Genomic DNA, 16,327 nt, shown 5'->3' with positions numbered 1-16,327 from the left:
ATAGATACTCATCGGGCTTTCCCGACAAATGCTTCAGCCCGCTGAGCTCATGGAAGGCCATCGTGCCTAGTCTGCCGTCCGCGCCGGTTATTGGGCGGAAAGACCGATATACCGGTCGAGTTCGGTGCGATTGGCGGCCAGTTTTGCCGCCTGTTCCTCAAAGACGATCTTGCCTTGGTCGAGCGCAATGACGCGCTCTGCAAACTTGAGTGCCAGGCCGACATGCTGTTCCACCAGAACGATCGTGTGGCCCTGATCGGCCAGCTTGTGGAACACTTCCATAAGCATTTCGCAGATAACCGGTGCCAGCCCCTCCAGCGGCTCATCCAGCAAAATGATTTCCGGCTTTCCCAGAAGAGCACGGGCAATCGACAGCATTTGCTGTTCGCCTCCGGAAAGCTGGCGCCCGCCGTTGGAACGACGCTCCTTCAGCCGAGGAAACAGATCGTAAGCCTCTTCCAGAGTCGATCCATTCCGAAGTCCCGCAACCAGGTTCTCCTCGACCGTCAACGATCCGAAAATGTCGCGGGTCTGCGGCACGATGCCAATCCCCAGTCTCGCCCTCTGATGCGAGGCGAGCGTATCGATCGCCGCCCCCCTGAGTTTGATGCTTCCGGCGTGTTGCCGTGTCTGGCCCATGATCGTGGAGAGCAAGGTGGTTTTACCGACGCCGTTTCTCCCAACGATCGCCAGCCGCTCGCCTTTTGGAACGCGGATCGAAACATTGCGGATGATATGGGTATCGCCATAGCCGGCCACGACACCGTCCAGTTCGAGGAGAACGTCAGACATGGCCCGCTCCCAGGTAGAGTTCGCGAACCTGCTTGTTGGCGACAACCTCGTCGGGCGTGCCCTCCATCAGGATCGCGCCATTCACCAGCACGATGATACGGTCTGCGACCTCGAACACCAACTGCATGTCATGCTCGATGATGAGAACCGACAGATCCTGGGGAAGCCGCTTGATGGCCTCCACGATGAAATGGCTTTCGGTAGAGGGTACCCCTGCCGCCGGTTCATCGAGAATGAGAACCTTCGGCTTCACCGCCAGCGTCAGCGCCAATTCCACCAGCCGCTGCTGCCCATAAGCCAGTCCACGCACCGGCTTGTCGGCCAGCGACAGGATATTGAGATCCTGCATCAACCGGGCGATCTCAGCCTCGATATCGCTCCACCCGTCCGCCCGACGAAAGAACTGATGCGTGCGGCCTTCCCGCTCCAGTATCGGCAGCCGCAGATTTTCGCGAACGGTCAGGTCGCGAAACAGGTTGGTTATCTGGAAGGTTTTCGCGACGCCTGCCCTCACCCGTGCCGATTCGCTCAGGGATCCTATATCCTGACCGTTCAGCACGATCTTGCCCGATGTCGGCTTCAGGACACCGGTCAGGAGATTTGCGAAAGTCGTCTTGCCGGCACCATTTGGCCCGATCAGTGCGGTGCGCGAGCCTCGCGGCAACGTGAGGGTCAGGTCCCGGGCGACCTGCAGGCCTCCGAAATTTTTAGAAAGTCCAACAATGGAAAGCCCGTCGTTCATGACGTCCTCCTGAGCAATCGCGCCAAGCGACCTGGGAGAGCAACAAGACCCTTTGGGAGCACGAACACCACGATGAGAAGCATGAAGCCGATCACGAAGAGCCAGTTCAAGGGATCGATGCTTGCCGCGACATGATGGACCACCATGAAGATCAATGTCCCGACCAGCGCGCCATACAGCCGCCCGGCTCCTCCCAGGATCAGCATCACCATAACGTCGGCAGACAAGGAGAAATTGAACACTTCGATGCCAACCAGGCCTGTCACCTGGGCCGCAAGGGCGCCGGCAATTCCGGCAATAGCGCCAGCGATAACGTAGACCGTCACCTTTCGGCGATAGACCGGCGTACCGATTGCGCGCATCCGGCTGGCGCTGCCTTCAATTCCTCTAAGAGCGAGCCCAAACGGGGAGCCGATCAGAACCTGACAGAGCAGTAAAACGGCCGCAAGAATGGACACGCTGTAGATGAAGGCGACCTGTCCAACAAAATCGAATTCGTACAGCCCCAGCAGCGGTCCAACCGTGATGCCGGCCAGGCCGTCGGCGCCGCCCGTTAGCCAACGTGCCTGGGATGCGGTCTCCTGAAGAACCAGGGTCACGGCTATCGAAATCATCAACAGAGTTATGCCGTGGGTGCGAAGCAGGACAAGCCCCGAAATCCACGCCATCACTGCGCCCGCCACGGCACCGACCAGGAGCCCGAGCAGCGGGTCGGGCGACAGGTGAAGCGAAATTAGTCCCGCGGCATAGGCGCCGCATCCATACATGGCCGCGTGACCAAGTGTTGCTATTCCCGCCTGCCCGAGAATGAGGTCGAATGACACGACGAAGATCATCATGATGACGATCCGGGTTAGAAACGACAGGTCGTACGGGAATATCAGAAAGGCAAGGCTCGCACCGACCACGACGGAAATGGACGGGATGAGGAAGCTCAGGGCGGTCGGCGCGCGCCTCGGCGACGTCGAAAGGACGGGGTCCATCATTGCGCTTTCCCCATCAGACCGTTGGGCCGAAGCGCGAGCAACACCACAATCGCCACGAAAAAGAAGATGGTACCAATGCCCGGCAATAGATAGCGACCAGCAGTATCGAGAATACCAAGGCTAATCGAAGCAAGGAAGGAGCCGGAAATGCTGCCAAGTCCACCCACAGACACAACAATCAGGAACAGCACCATATAACGAAGCGGATAGTAGGCCTCGATCGGAAGCAGTTCCGCACCGAGTATACCTCCTACCGCCGCGAGACCGGCGCCCATGGCGAATGCAACGAGATAGACGAGCGGCGTGTTGATGCCGAGCGAGGCGGCCGCAATCCTGTTGTCGACAGCTGCGCGCAAGTAGATGCCGAACCTTGTTTTTTCCATCAGCAACCAGAGACCGGCCAGCACAAGCAAACCGGAAATGATAACGACCAACCGGTGGAACGGTAGCGTCCTAAACCCGAGATCGATCGGTGTCGTGAAAATCGCCGGGGCGCCAAGCGGCAGGATCGTGGAGCCCAGGAACAGATTGACGGTTGCGATCATGATGAAGACGATTCCAATGGTCGCCAACACCTGGCCCAGCTCGTTGAAGCCATAGATGTGGCGATAGAGCAGCCGCTCGAGAAGCACGGAAACGAGGACAACCGCAAGAACGGCGACGAGGAACGCCGGAATGAACGCTACGTCCAGACGTGTGGTGAGCAGATGAACGGCTGCGCCGCCAAGCAGGGCAAACCCGCCGTGCGCGAGGTTGATAATGCGCATGAGCCCCATCGTGATCGAAAGCCCGACGGAAATCATGAACAATATCATCCCGTAGGCGACGCCATCGACGACGATACTTAGAATGAGGGACATTCTCTAACCTGAGATTTGCGAGGTCGGGCGTTGCGTGGCGGAAAACTCCCGCCGCGCTCACCGTGGATCAGGGATTGAAGCCGAGGTCCGGTACGTTCGGGACAGTCGCGAACTCCCGATTGACCAGTTTGCCGTCCGCGCCTTTTTCAACACGCCGAAGATAGACATTCTGCACCACCGTCCGTGAGACCGGATCCATCTTCACCGGCCCGCGTGGGCTTTCCCATTCCATGCCCTTGGCCGCCTCGATGGCTTTTGTGCCGTCAGACCCTGCAGCCTTGATCATCCGGTAGATCAACTCCACGCCGTCATAGGCGCCGATTGATGCCATGTTGGCGCGCGAGCCCGGATGAAGTTCCTGCAGTTTTGCGACAAAGCTTTTGTTCAGCGCAGAATCGTGGACATCGGAATAGTGGTATGCGGTCACCAGGCCGATAGCTTGGTCTCCAAGCGCATCAAGTGTGGTCTCGTCGGTCTCGCCACCGCCAAGGAAAGAAACGCCAGCAGCTTTCAGGCCATTTTCACTATAGGCCTTGGTGAAAGCGAACGTCGCTGGGCCCACCGGCAGGAAAGTGAAGACGGTATCGGCACCGGAACTCTTGATACGCTGCATGAATGGCGCGAAATCATTGGTCTGAAGCGGCATTCGGATCTTTTCGAGAACCGCCCCGCCGTCTTTCTCAAAAGAGGCGGAGAAGGCCGTTTCTGCATCAATGCCGGGATTGTAATCCGAAACGGCAGTCACGACTTTCTTGGAGCCATTTTTGGCCGCCCACTCGGCTGCCGGTTGAGCGAGCTGCGTCAACGTAAAACTGGTGCGCAGAAAGAAGTCCGACTGCTTGTTGATCGATGATGTCGCGGCATTGAAAATCACCGCCGGCACCTTTGCCTGCTTTGTCAGGGGAGCGACCGCAACGGCATTGGGGGTGAAGTCAAATCCAGCAAGATACTTCACGCCGTCGCGGACAAGAAGTTCCTGGGCCGCTGCCTTGCTGGCGTCGGCGTTGGGTCCGCCAACATCCTTGTAGATGAACTGAATTTTGTGACCGCCAACCTCGTCTCCGTGCTGCGCGACATAGACATCGATCGCTTCGCGGAATTGCTTGCCCCAGATTGCGTTTGGCCCGGAGAATGTAGCGATAACGCCGACCTTGATTGTCTCGGCCTGAGCGAGCGTGCCGGTCACGAAAAACGCAGCCGATGCGACGAGATACAACGTCGATTTCGAAAATGTCATATTTTTCCCTCCCAACCGGAAAAGCGTCCGGGCGCCTTGACGCTGAAGCGCCACTTCCTCCGCTAGTATTGGTACGGAAACCGTACTAATACGTCAAGTTTTCTCCGCATTCATGGACCGCCTATCCGTGTTGTCCGAGTCGGAAATGCTCCAGTCTAGTCAGGCGTCCTGACAATCACATCGGCGCCTTAGGAAGGTCGCGTCCGGTACTCTTGCAACCAGTCCACTGTTTTGTGTAGTCCTCCAAACGGATAGAAATGCAGACGAACATCGCCATATTCGGCGTTGCTCAAGCCGGTAGCATACTCATTGACCAGAGCGTCTGGCCCCGCGCTCGACAACAACTGAGTGATCGATAGACCGTACTTCTTGAGGACGGATGTGGATGCGGAAACGCCGCAAACCGCTGCAAATTTCAATAGCGTTCTGACGCTTGCCGGGCCAGGAATACCGATGTGGATCGGGACTTCGATACCCAATCGACGCAGTTCACCTATCCAGGCAAGTACGGGTTCCGATGCGAACGCAAACTGAGTGAAAATCGACCACTCGATATTTGCTGCTTCCATGATTAGTCGCTTTTCCAGCAGCGCACTGGTGAGCATGGCAGCGTTCTGGACCGGGTGTCCTTCCGGATGCCCGGCTATCGAGACATTGCTGATCCCATGCTGTTCGAGGATACCGCTACGTAAGATCGTAGCGGTATCCAAGAACGGGCCCTTGGGAGGGTCGGCATCGCCCGCGACTAGGAGCAATCGGCTCACCTGGGCGTCATTGACAAGCGCCGACAGCATTGCCGATAGCATGGATTCCGACCCCAGACGTCTGGCGGCAATGTGAGGCAAGGGTACGTATCCCGCCTGTCGGACCATTTTGGCCGCCCTAATCCGGTCGGCATCGCTTTCCGTTGACAGAAACGGAATCGAGATGATCGTGCCTTTGGGGATCGCGCCAGACATGGCCGCCAGCTGTGCGGTATCTTTTGTCGTCACTTCCACCGAAAAGTCATCCAGTACACCGCTCTGGTCTCGGAGATGTATTGCTTGCGACATAGCCATAAAAACCCATCCCGCCTGCGAGACAGGCGAATTCTCATTGAGCAAGAAGAATGTGAACGTTGCCGAGTAGCAGACCGCAGGGTATCCGTAGCCAGGACAACACCGGTGTTCGCTCTGACGAAAAGGCGCTGAGCGAATACCGGCAATGCTCAGCTGATCGCAGCGCGCTTCATCTTTTGAACGGAACTTGCATAGGGAACGGGCGCCACGACCGCTCTGACCTTGAACTGCTCGTGCCGTTCGACATGCGGCTTCCGGGACCCGCCACGAGGCTCTCCCCAGGTGAGCGTCACTTCCGTCCCGGGAGTCGCGTTTTGGACGTCGAGCATGGCGAGAGACAGCATTTCGCCTTCATTGTTGCTGTAACCGCAATGGCAGGAGCGACCGAAGAGCATGCCATTCCGACCCCGCACTTCATCGAATTGGGGCCAGCCATAATAGGCGACCGGCAGGTCTATAGCCTTGTATCGTGGCCCGTCTCCGAGGGCAGACGCAAAGATTGCCGCAACGTCGTCGCGGTTCCACACCAGCGTGACCTTTTGGCGCCGCTTCTCCACGGGCAGGGCTTCCAGGGCTTCGCGCCCGATGAAGTCATGATCGAACTTGAGAATATGGCCGTAGCCGAGATCCCACGGGGTGACGTAGTAATCTTCGATATTATCCGAGACGAAGCTGCCGCCAAGTTGGGCGTTCGCTTCCCAACCGTTTCCAGATAGCCATTGGCGAAAATCGCGCAGTTCTTCCCCCGTGTAGATACCCGGCAGTGGGTAAGGCATCCAGCCAAATTCGAAGATCGTACTAAAATAGGTCTTCGTCCCGCCCTGCTTCAGCCCATGCGCCTCACCGGCTCTAAGCAGCGCGGCGCGCACCTTTTCCATGTCCTCGTACGGTCCGGACAGCTCTGCTCCCAGATGGCCCGCCATTCCATGCCGCAGAACGAGCACTTCGCATCCGCCGATTTTAACCTTCGCGGTTCTGAAGAACGCAATCTCCGGGGCGCGCCCCTCGACCGCAGCGTTGAAGATCAGGCCGGCATTGGGACCTTCCAACTGGAAACGGTAGAACCAGCGCCTGCCGGTCGGGTTGTAAGGCGTCGGGTCGTCGCGCTCGATCGTCACGTCGTAGGCGCCTTGTTCCGCGTTAAACTGTACCCAGTTCAGGACAGGCATGCCGCTGATTAGCTCGAACTTTTCCTCGGCAAGTCTGTAGACGACGCAGTCGCCGATGACATGGCCGCGTGGCGTGCAAGCGACGAATTGCTTGGCGCGGTCGATCGTAAAATTCGCCAGGCTGTTGATGCCGAGCTTTTCAAGCAGACGAAATGCATCGGGACCTTTGAGCAGCAGTTCCGGCATGTGGTGCGACTGGTCGAACAGGATCGCGGTCTCGCGCCAGGCACGCTGCTCGTCGCGCCAGTTTGTGAATTCCGGCGGAATGAACGCAGCGGTGAGCCCGGTACGTGCCCGGTAATGGGGCGCAAGCGTGTCGTTGTAAAAATACTCGACGAGGTTAGCTTTCTCGTCGACCAAATCCTGTAGTGATCGCGCGCCGTTTGCCTTTACCATTGCTCGGACATCCTCCTCTTATGTTCCGCTCTGCTGAGCGATTTGACTGTACGTCGACGGGTGGCCTATTGAGTCGACTGTTCTTTTGGTGGCGAGAACCATGTGCAGCACAGTGGGTCCCCATTTCGGCCGCAAGAGCCTCGCCTTCAGAAAGCCTCCTCCAAGACGCCTTATTTAGTACGGTATCCTGACCATATTTTGTGAGAGCGGTACATGTCAACCAATTTAAATCGAGGGGCTGGAAAAATACTTGCCGCAGGCTTACTCGTATAAATTGATAGCTTCCGAGGTGGTATAAAATGATTTTACGAAACGCATGGCGCAGGAGCAACATTGGCCGCCGGATGAATGAGGCCGTCAGGATATTCGAGAACAGGATCATCGAAAATCTGAAAGCCAAAGGGCATTCCGAACTTACCGCGGCACACATTAATCTAACCCGAAACCTCGACGAGGACGGGACCAGGCTCACTGAACTCGCGCGACGCGCCTCTCTCACAAAGCAATCGATGAGTGAACTGGTCGATCAGGTGGAACGAACCGGCCTCATTGAAAAACGCCAAGATCCCGCCGACGGCAGGGCAAAGCTCGTATGCTTCACAGACAGCGGCTTCGTTTGGCTGGAGGCCTTTCATCAAAGCCTGGAGGTGGCAGAAGGTGAGATGCGTGATCAGCTCGGGCCGGCAATGGTCGATCTCATGGTGGAAGCACTCGGGAAATATGTAGAGTGTCAAATCAACAAAGAGAGTGATCAAGTCGATTGACATTGGTCCGGTTTCCTTACTATTTTCGCGCCAGCGGATTTGGGAGGTTTTACCGTGACTCACGAAGTTTACGATGTCGCTATCGCGGGTGGCGGTCCATTCGGACTGATGCTGGCCAATGAGCTTGGCCGCCGAGGCGTTTCAACCGTTCTTTTTGACGAGAAATCTTCGACGGCTTTTAATCCGCAGGCCAATGCCACTCAGGCCAGGACCATGGAGCATTTTCGACGCCTGGGATTTGCGGATGAGATCCGTGCACTCGGCATGCCTGAAGATTTTCCAACCGATATCGCATATTTCACGCGATATGCTCGCCATGAATTGGCGCGCTTTCGCCTTCCCTCAGCCAAAGAGGCGCGCGAGAAGATCCTGACAATGACAGGATCCTGGAGCGCGGCCGAATTGCCCCACCGTGTCTCTCAGAAGTTTGTCGAGCGAGTTCTGCGTAAGCACGCCGAAGCTCTGTCTACGGTTTCGGTGAACTACGGGTGGCGGATATCCCGGTTCGAAGACGTTGGTGACGCCGTGACCATGACCGCAAGTCAGGTCGGCTCCGAGAGCACGCGCTCCGTAAGAGCCAAGTATCTTATTGGAGGAGACGGCGCGAAAAGCTTCATACGTCGGACACTTGGCATTCGATATCAGGGCGATGGCGGGGCAGTCAGAGATTTCTTCGGCGGGAAAATGTTTGCCCTCTATCTTCGCTGCCCGCAGTTCTATGAGGTTGTTCCCTTTGCACCCGCCTGGATGAACGTGGCGTTCAATCCTGAGCGCCGGGCGTTTATGGCCGCCGTCGACGGCAAAGGCGAGTTTGCTTTTCACACCCAACTAAAGGAAGGCGAGAGCGAAGACGATATATCCGATGCGCAAGCGCTGAAGATGTTCCAGACGGTGGTCGGGTATCCCGTTGAGGGGGAAATTCTTTCTCGCGGCACCTGGACGGCCGGGTTTGCCCTGGTCGCCGAGAAGTTTCGGGCTGGGCGGATATTCCTCGGCGGTGACGCGGTTCATCTTTTTACGCCAGCCGGTGGCTTGGGGTACAATACGGCGGTGGATGACGCGGTCAATCTAGGTTGGAAACTCGCTTCTGTTGTGAAAGGAAATGCACCGTCATTCCTTCTCGATACCTATGAACTGGAGCGACGCCCGGTGGCCGTCCGAAACACAGGCTTCGCTCGGGCTTTCGCCGAATCCATCGGAAACTACGTCCCGAACCCCGACATCGAGGCGGACTCGGATCTCGGATCGGATTTGCGACGGGAAGCCGGCTCCTATCTGGAGGCACATGGGCGGTCCGAGTTCAACATACCCGGCGTGACGTTCGGCGCTCGCTACGACCATTCGCCGATAATCCTCGCCGAAGGGGAAGGACAAGCTCCGGACCTGCCGGAAGTCTACGTTCCAAATGCCGCGCCGGGGGGCAGAGCGCCCCATGTTTGGTTGAACTCTCAAACGTCATTGTTCGACCGATTTGGGTTTGAATGGACCCTCCTGCGGCTTCGCCCCTCCTCCTCGCCAGGAACCGAGTTCGTTACAGCCGCTAGAATGGCCGGAATGGATATCACCGTCGTCGATATAGAAGAGGATCAACTCAGGGCAATTTATCGCGAGCCGCTTGTGCTCATTCGGCCAGACCAGGTCATCGCTTGGCGCGGAGATGACGGTCGCGACGCCGTTCATATCATCGAGACTGTCGTCGGCCAGATCCCAGCGTAGGATGAAGAGGCGTCACGGCGGCGGTGATTGCGGTTAAGCCACACTAGGTTTTTTGAGTCCGGGTCAAAGTGATCAGTCCACACGCCCTAACAGGCCTTAAACCAGAATGAACCTTCGCCCCGTAGTCCGTTCAGCATTAAGCTATTGATAAATACCTCTGTTGGCGCCGATTTCGGTCAAACAAGTCCGGCGCCTTCACACTTCTAGCGACCTGGATAGCCAAGCCAAAAACCACTCCACCAGCCATGCGGAATTTCAGTTGAAGTTTCGTGAAAATATGCAATCTCTGATCATCAGTTTTGAACTGACCCGATTCGTCTTCGTCGTCTTCGTCGGCTCACAAGAATTATTTCGTTACCTTCGCCGCTTGCGCTCAACCCCTCGTATTATTGGCTCCAGATGCCCGACAAGATTACGATAGACCTCGCCTCGATGTATGGCGAATTCAAGCTCGACAAAATCGTCCGCCGCGATGCCTTTAAACGCGTAATAGAGAAGCTCTATCGCCGACCGGAAGATGACGAAAATCTAGAAAGAAGATCGGGGTATCGCCCGTCGTCTCTCAACGTAATGAAGTCCCGTCGCCATGAGACAATCATGATCAGCGCGCGACGTGGTGATGGGAAAACGACATTCCTGACGGATATTTTGCGGTTCATCGAGAAGAGGCAGGCCGGGGACGCTCCCAATGAGCTGTTTGAATATATTGAAATGGAGGGTGGTCCAGCGTCACTCTATAGCCTTGGCATTGTCGATCCGACTCTAATCGAGACCAAACAGAACATCGTTGTGATGATCATAGAAAAGATCAAGGCAGCGGTCGACCAGGCGAAACGTGCCGACAGGCCTGCGGCGGAAGACCAGTATCGCGAATTCAAGCAGCGGCTCCGTGAACTCGCGGCCGGTTTGACACTCCTCGACGGCATCGGTGATGAATCGCTTCACGGGAAGGAGTGGGTCGATCCGGACTATGTACTTGACAAAGGGCTGGACCGGGCGAGCGCAGCGGCGGCGTTCGAACGCTCGTTTTATCGCTATGTCGGCGAGGCTTGTCGTTTCCTGACCGTAGACGCCTTCGTGCTAGCAGTGGACGATGTCGATACCTCGTTTGAACGCGGCTGGCCGGTGCTCGAGGCGATCCGAAAATATCTTGCGACACCCCGGTTGAAGCTTTTGCTCGCTGGCGACATGAAACTTTACAATCTGCTGGTCCGACAGCAGCAATGGAAGCAGATGACTTCGGACTTTATCAATGCAGAGCGTCAGGTTCCCCGAAATCAGTCCTACAGTGATCAGATTGCACCAATGATTGACGTGCTCCAGGATCAGTATCTTGTAAAAATTGTCCGCCCAGAAAACAGGATCGATCTGCAGCCCCTGACTTACTACGCTGAGCGCGCGTCCATCTCCTTCACAATTGGCAATACGAAAGCCGTCACAGAGCGGATGGTGTCGCGGCGCTACGCGAAACTCCTGCTAGGGCTTGGCGCTCCGGAGGATGTCGCAACGATACAGTCGATCATGCTTCGCTTGCCTATGCGTAGTAGTCTGCAGCTGTATTCGTCAGTATGGCCTCTTTTGTCTAACGGAAGCCGCGACGACCAATCGCAACAATACGAGATAGCGTTGGACACGCTCCGTCATGTCGCATCGACCGGTCTTATGGTACTTGATTTCGACGAAAACGAGTTGCGCAATCCCGATCCTGACCGGATTTTCGGAGTGTTTGCGGGCTGGATGACGAAAAAGGATCTTTGGCGCACGATGGCGCGGTTCTATCCGGAGGGCCTTGAAGAGAGTAGCGATCTTGCCGCGATGTCGGTTGGCGCAACTCTCGTGGACCTGTTTCGTCGCCAGCCAAGGGCGATGATCGATTACTGGCTGAAGGTTTGTACAATCCGCGAAAAGATTGATCGTGGGGACATCACAACGCCTGAGCGACTTAAAGAGCTTCTGGATCATCTCAACATCCGCAGCAAAGAGGAAGCGCTACAGACTGTCAGCCGCCTAGCTGCCTGGGAGGCCGCTGAAGGACAGCAAATCGCCCGGGGAATACGCATCAGCGGTGCTGCTGTGCCAGCCGGCCCGCGCGTTCGGGAAACCGGAGCTGCCTCTTCAGAACTATATGGCGATTTCGATTTTGAAAGCTTCAGGCGAGAATTAGGGGCAAAGAGCGAGAACTCTATCAACCATGCACTTCAGAAATTGCCAGCACCGCTTCGCGGCTTCCATTTGCGACTTGCCCGGTCTGGTTGGGACTACTCCTACAGTGGCAAGGGAGAAGCAGGCTTCGTTCCTGTTTTCGGCAACACTCTGGAAAGCCTGCGCGCGGGATTAAGTGGCCAAGTTGCGTCGATTGCAATGATTCCGGCAAGCCGGATCACAAGCGGTCAGCAGTCCGACAATGGCAGCTATTCCCTGCTTCGGATTCTGGGATTTATCAGTGGCACACTCGGGGTCAGCCGTGGCAGCCTTACGGCCCGCGCACTTCGGCGCCGCCTCGATCAGTTTTTAGTTACTTCGGGGATGCCGCGGAGCTATCCCACCCCCGGCGGGGCGGCGACCAGCACAGCCGGGAGCAATCTCGACGAAGACAGTGAGATCCCAGCTAATCTCGCGGGCGAAAGAGAGGAGCTGGGCGCAGATTACGGGACTTCGAACGACGAAGCTGTCAATGCTTTGATCAAATGGCTTGATGCGCTGAATGCCAATACGCTGTCGCTGGCGCCGATAACGCTGGCGCGCGTATGGACGCGGTTTTCCTATGCGTTCGACTCCATTCGTGATGAACTTCGTCATGCCAAAACGCGTTATCTTGGCGTGCTAATGCATCGCTCTATTATCGCTTTTCTGCACGCGCTGGCGGTCGAGACCTATCGCGCTGAAGGCAACACCATCGGCCCGAAGGTGGCAGATAACCCGGTCCGTTCAAGCGAACCATTTCTGGCTATGCTTCAGGAGCTGGACATCAGAGAAGTCCACGCCAATACCAACAAAGACGAAGACGATGATTCTGACGACGACGAGGAGGTCCGTTTCTTTCGTTGGATTTTTGCCTGCCCCCTCTGGGGCTACTTTCTCGCGAGACACGAGGAGGATCTCACAGGATCCAAAGGCCGCGACGCAGCGGGCGAGATTTTTGATCTTTACCGGCAACAATCACGCGCTTTCACCGGTCTCGAACTCGATTACAGCGTGAGCTTTCGCCAGCCGAATGACGGGCGAACAGCACAGTTCGACGGCTTGTTTTTCCTCCTGAACAGCGTCTATTTGCAAGGGCACAAGGCTGCACGTACAGCCGAGCCGAAGCCGGCTACACGTCGCCCGGTCGTTCGAAGCAGGCTTAATCCGTCCGGCGGTGGCAACGCGGACAAGTCCTGATGGCGGCTCTGATCGATCGGCGTGCCTTCAGCGACAGCCACGGATTAGCAGAACTATGCCGTGGAGTGATTCCATCAATCATCGACACAAAACGCCGGATCTTTATTACGGAACGTCGAACCAATTTCGGTTTTCCGGATCATTTCTACAAGGGCTATCTGGCCGATCGTCTGGATGACGTGGGTGCGGTTGGTGAGCTGCCGTATCACACGCTCACTAGGCTTGCGGAGCGTTATCTGGAGCGTCGGGATGGAAAGATCGTCGTGTGCTTGGACCAGTTTGCCGAATGGCACGAGCTCCTGCCATTCATTTCTCCGCTTGGCGTCCTTATCGCTTTTCTCGTGAACGAAGACCGGCCCGCCAGCAACCCCGCGCTTGACCCACGCGAAGATCTCGAACGCGAGATCGGCGACACGGCTGTCCTGAGTCCGCACGACTTGGCGCTTGACGATCTTATCGAGCGAAAGGGTTTGAACGAACTGCATATGCATCTGAACGGCAGCACCGAACTGGATATCGTCTGGGCCGACGCATGCACCGATCCTGACGGATTCTACGGAGAGCTTTTGGCAGCCTCCCGAAAAAACGAGCTTCCAGTGGCAGAACTTTATGAGCAATTGGAGTTTGGACTGACGCCTTATGATCTCTATAAACGCATGCGTGCTTTAAGACGCGTACGTCACTACATGGCCGATATACTTGGTGCGGCACCAGGCTATGGGCCGCATTTGCGTGGTTCTTCCAGATTGATTGAGGCAATGACAGCCGATCTCAGCGACGGCGGATGGAACTATGAGCGACAGTCATCGCTGTCCGAACATCCGAGTTCAAAGCTTTACGGTCGGCGTCGGTACAGTAGGCTCATCAACGAAGCGGCATGGCTCTATCGTTGCCTGTCGCACCTACGTCATAATCGCTCAGATACGATCATCGGAACGGGTCTTTATTTCAACTTTTTGCTGCTGAACCAGGTGACGCGGCTGGCGGTCCAGCAGCCAGAAGAGTCTGGATTTGACCAGTTCCAGAAATATACCCTGCTCGGAACGCGCGAAAAACTTGAGCGGCATTACGAAGCACGCTTCCGTCAACTCAACGTCACTTCACCTCACACATTGCTGTCACATCTGGAGGGTCGGTTTGCCCCTAAGAGCAGCATTACCGAAACCGAAAATCTCGTCCTTAAGATTATTGAAGACTATCTTGCGTTTCGCGGCTGCGGTCATCGCGGGCACTTGCGCAAGCTGCATGGCAAGGTGCCACCATGCCTTGTTTCACGGCCTTGTGACGGCGATCGTTGCGCAAGACGCGGGCGGCCCGACGCAGAACTTTCCCTGGTTGCGCATTTCATAAAGAGGCCGCCCAATAGTCAGAAAGATAAGTCCAGAGGGTATTTGGACAGCGACCTGCGCGCAGATCTAGACAAACAAGCGCGTCATCTTCGTGAACTAGTCACACGAAGGGACTTGATCAGAACCGTTCTTGTCGGGATTGACGCAGCTTCAAACGAGCTGCACGCGCCGCCGGAACCGTTCGCCCCGGCTTTTCGAATCATGCGACAGGCGGGTGTCGGCAGAGCAACTTTTCATGTAGGCGAAGATTTCCGCCATCTGCTTTCGGGAATTCGCTCTGTCGCGGAAGCTATAGCATATCTTGACCTGCGCGCGGGCGATCGTATCGGTCATGCGATCGCACTGGGCGTCGATCCCAATCTCTGGCGCGCGCGGACCGCTGACCGGATAATGCTCAATCGGCACGACCTTCTGGATGACGCTGTTTTCGCGCAGCAAAACCTGGTTCAGATCCACGGCTTCGGTGAGGATGTCAGGAGGCTGACGGACATGATCACGCGGCTTTCGCACGATATCTACGGCCTGGACGTGAGTCCGGTCGTGCTGTCGCAAGCCTGGCGACTCAGAGATCTTGATATCCGCGAAATCAGGCAGATCGAGCACCGTCTTGCGCAGCGTTTACTGCCTGTCACGGCGGGCAATGTGGTTAGAGAGGCCCGTGTCCTGGCACAGGAAGTGATGGACAAACTCCGTGCTCGGGAGCTCGATCTGGTTGCCGACCGGGTCGAGCATGCCGCATCTGGATACGCTTTCTACAGAAAGCGGCATCTGCTTGACGAGACAAAGAGGCCACTTTGCGAAAGCCTGACGGACTTCTTGTCAATACCCGCGCTCTGTGCCCTTCAGGACATTGTCCTTGCGGAGACAACACGACGGGGCATTGCGCTTGAGGCACTTCCGACGAGCAACATAAGGATCAGCGTCTATCAAACGATGGCTGAACACCACATCTTTAGATGGCTGGGATTAGCGGGACCAGCGCTGAACAACAGACCGACAGTGGTCATCGGAAGTGACGATCCTGGAATTTTCTGCACAAACATCCAGAACGAGTATGCGGTCATTTCGTCGGTTCTACGCTCGGACTTCGGCAAATCAGCCGCAGAAGCTGCAGAGATTTTGGAAACATTGAACAACAATGGGCGGATTCATCGCTTCCGGCCGAACTCGCCCGTATCCAGCTAGATCTTCACACTGAACCATCGGCCAGAGAACTGATACTACCACGCGAGTCGCGAATATTTTTGCTGTCATCAACACCGGCATAGATGATGCCGACGCATCCGGTCCGCTACATTCACAGTTCAGTTGCAAGCGAGGGAGTACACCCTCTCGCTTCTGATCGAAATCAGGCCCCCTTTTGTTTCAAGGAAAGTTGCGCCGCGCGAAACTCGAATTTGAGATAGCCCTCGTGATTTCTACCGGTCATTGCCGCACACCATACCCTCTTGAAGGGATTTGAACCTGCAGGTAACTTCAATCAGAAAGTATTGTCAACGATAACAAAGAGATGCCCTGATCCCGATCGCATCTTGGAAAGGATGACCTAAGCGGAGCAATCTTTGTACCGTATACTTGAACAGAATCAAAACATCGGCTTTGACAAATGGCGGAACGCGTGGGCTGTTAACGGTCACAACTCCCGTCAGATTCCACTTGAAACTGTGAGCGTTGGGGCACGGAAACACGTGCGTAGCCGTATATTTCAGAGGTCGTTGAACGTGTCGATCCACTCCCCTTCGCGCTGGCGCTCATAGTAGCACTACATACTCTGCACGGCTCGAAGAGCTTCGGCCGCCAGTTCCAGATCGCCTAGCATGGTGGCGAAGGGAACCCCGTGCAGAACTACCCTGAGAAGATTACGTGAGACAACTCGG

Annotated in this window: 11 protein-coding genes; 4 read left to right on the top strand and 7 right to left on the bottom strand. The window is 56.2% G+C overall.

Going from position 1 to position 16,327, the window contains the following annotated elements:
• Window positions 1–87: 87 nt before the first annotated feature.
• From CUJ84_RS32650 to CUJ84_RS32620, 7 genes are all read right to left on the bottom strand, one after another.
• Window positions 88–792, bottom strand: coding sequence for an ABC transporter ATP-binding protein (locus tag CUJ84_RS32650; protein ID WP_105009720.1), 705 nt, complete (start codon window positions 790–792; stop codon window positions 88–90).
• Window positions 785–1,534: an ABC transporter ATP-binding protein gene (locus CUJ84_RS32645; protein WP_018484500.1), complete on the bottom strand. Its 750-nt coding sequence runs from the start codon at window positions 1,532–1,534 to the stop codon at window positions 785–787. The genes CUJ84_RS32650 and CUJ84_RS32645 overlap by 8 nt, the downstream gene beginning before the upstream one ends.
• Window positions 1,531–2,373, bottom strand: a complete 843-nt coding sequence (locus CUJ84_RS32640) for a branched-chain amino acid ABC transporter permease (RefSeq protein WP_245457643.1) — start codon at window positions 2,371–2,373, stop codon at window positions 1,531–1,533. The genes CUJ84_RS32645 and CUJ84_RS32640 overlap by 4 nt, the downstream gene beginning before the upstream one ends.
• Window positions 2,374–2,516: 143 nt before the next feature.
• Window positions 2,517–3,380, bottom strand: coding sequence for a branched-chain amino acid ABC transporter permease (locus tag CUJ84_RS32635; RefSeq protein ID WP_105009718.1), 864 nt, complete (start codon window positions 3,378–3,380; stop codon window positions 2,517–2,519).
• Between the two features lie 67 nt (window positions 3,381–3,447).
• Window positions 3,448–4,617, bottom strand: coding sequence for an ABC transporter substrate-binding protein (locus CUJ84_RS32630; RefSeq protein WP_105009717.1), 1,170 nt, complete (start codon window positions 4,615–4,617; stop codon window positions 3,448–3,450).
• A gap of 188 nt (window positions 4,618–4,805) precedes the next feature.
• Window positions 4,806–5,675, bottom strand: a complete 870-nt coding sequence (locus CUJ84_RS32625; protein ID WP_105009716.1) for a methylenetetrahydrofolate reductase — start codon at window positions 5,673–5,675, stop codon at window positions 4,806–4,808.
• A gap of 149 nt (window positions 5,676–5,824) precedes the next feature.
• Window positions 5,825–7,240: an aminomethyltransferase family protein gene (locus CUJ84_RS32620; RefSeq protein ID WP_105009715.1), complete on the bottom strand. Its 1,416-nt coding sequence runs from the start codon at window positions 7,238–7,240 to the stop codon at window positions 5,825–5,827.
• 344 nt (window positions 7,241–7,584) lie between these two features.
• On the opposite strand from CUJ84_RS32620, the gene CUJ84_RS32615 reads away from it, so the two are divergent.
• The 4 genes from CUJ84_RS32615 (at window position 7,585) to CUJ84_RS38125 (ending at window position 15,635) form a co-directional block, all read left to right on the top strand.
• Window positions 7,585–8,004: a MarR family winged helix-turn-helix transcriptional regulator gene (locus tag CUJ84_RS32615; protein ID WP_018516649.1), complete on the top strand. Its 420-nt coding sequence runs from the start codon at window positions 7,585–7,587 to the stop codon at window positions 8,002–8,004.
• 54 nt (window positions 8,005–8,058) lie between these two features.
• Window positions 8,059–9,720, top strand: coding sequence for an FAD-dependent oxidoreductase (locus CUJ84_RS32610; RefSeq protein WP_105009714.1), 1,662 nt, complete (start codon window positions 8,059–8,061; stop codon window positions 9,718–9,720).
• Between the two features lie 399 nt (window positions 9,721–10,119).
• Window positions 10,120–13,101, top strand: a complete 2,982-nt coding sequence (locus CUJ84_RS32605; protein WP_105009713.1) for a hypothetical protein — start codon at window positions 10,120–10,122, stop codon at window positions 13,099–13,101.
• Window positions 13,101–15,635 carry a hypothetical protein gene (locus CUJ84_RS38125; RefSeq protein WP_158686997.1) on the top strand — a complete coding sequence of 845 codons (2,535 nt, stop codon included), beginning with the start codon at window positions 13,101–13,103 and terminating at the stop codon, window positions 15,633–15,635. The genes CUJ84_RS32605 and CUJ84_RS38125 overlap by 1 nt, the downstream gene beginning before the upstream one ends.
• The last annotated feature ends 692 nt before the right edge of the window (window positions 15,636–16,327 follow it).

Origin of the sequence: Rhizobium leguminosarum, from assembly GCF_002953715.1 — a bacterium.
Taxonomy (GTDB): Bacteria; Pseudomonadota; Alphaproteobacteria; order Rhizobiales; family Rhizobiaceae; genus Rhizobium; species Rhizobium leguminosarum_V.
This window is presented reverse-complemented; position numbering and strand designations above follow the sequence as displayed.